Origin of the sequence: Streptococcus suis (assembly GCF_002960445.1) — a bacterium.
Lineage (GTDB): Bacteria > Bacillota > Bacilli > Lactobacillales > Streptococcaceae > Streptococcus > Streptococcus hyiners.
Window position 1 is genome coordinate 1 of record NZ_POJD01000093.1, and the last position, 297, is coordinate 297.

Here is a 297-nt window from a genome sequence, read left to right on the forward strand (position 1 = left end):
GTAAATTCGTTAAAGTTTCTGCAGAGCGCGAGCCAGGAAACATCGACTGGGCTACTGATGGCGTAGATATCGTTTTGGAAGCTACAGGTTTCTTTGCTTCTAAAGAAAAAGCTGAGCAACACATCCACGCTAACGGTGCTAAAAAAGTTGTTGTCACTGCTCCTGGTGGTAACGATGTTAAGACTGTTGTTTTCAACACTAACCACGACATCCTTGATGGTACTGAAACAGTTATCTCAGGTGCTTCATGTACTACAAACTGTTTGGCACCAATGGCTAAAGCTCTTCACGATGCAT

1 pseudogene is annotated in these 297 nt (G+C 43.4%); it reads left to right on the plus strand.

The window, feature by feature from the left end:
• Window positions 1-297, plus strand: a pseudogene (locus C1G53_RS01850) (type I glyceraldehyde-3-phosphate dehydrogenase); the annotation flags it as partial.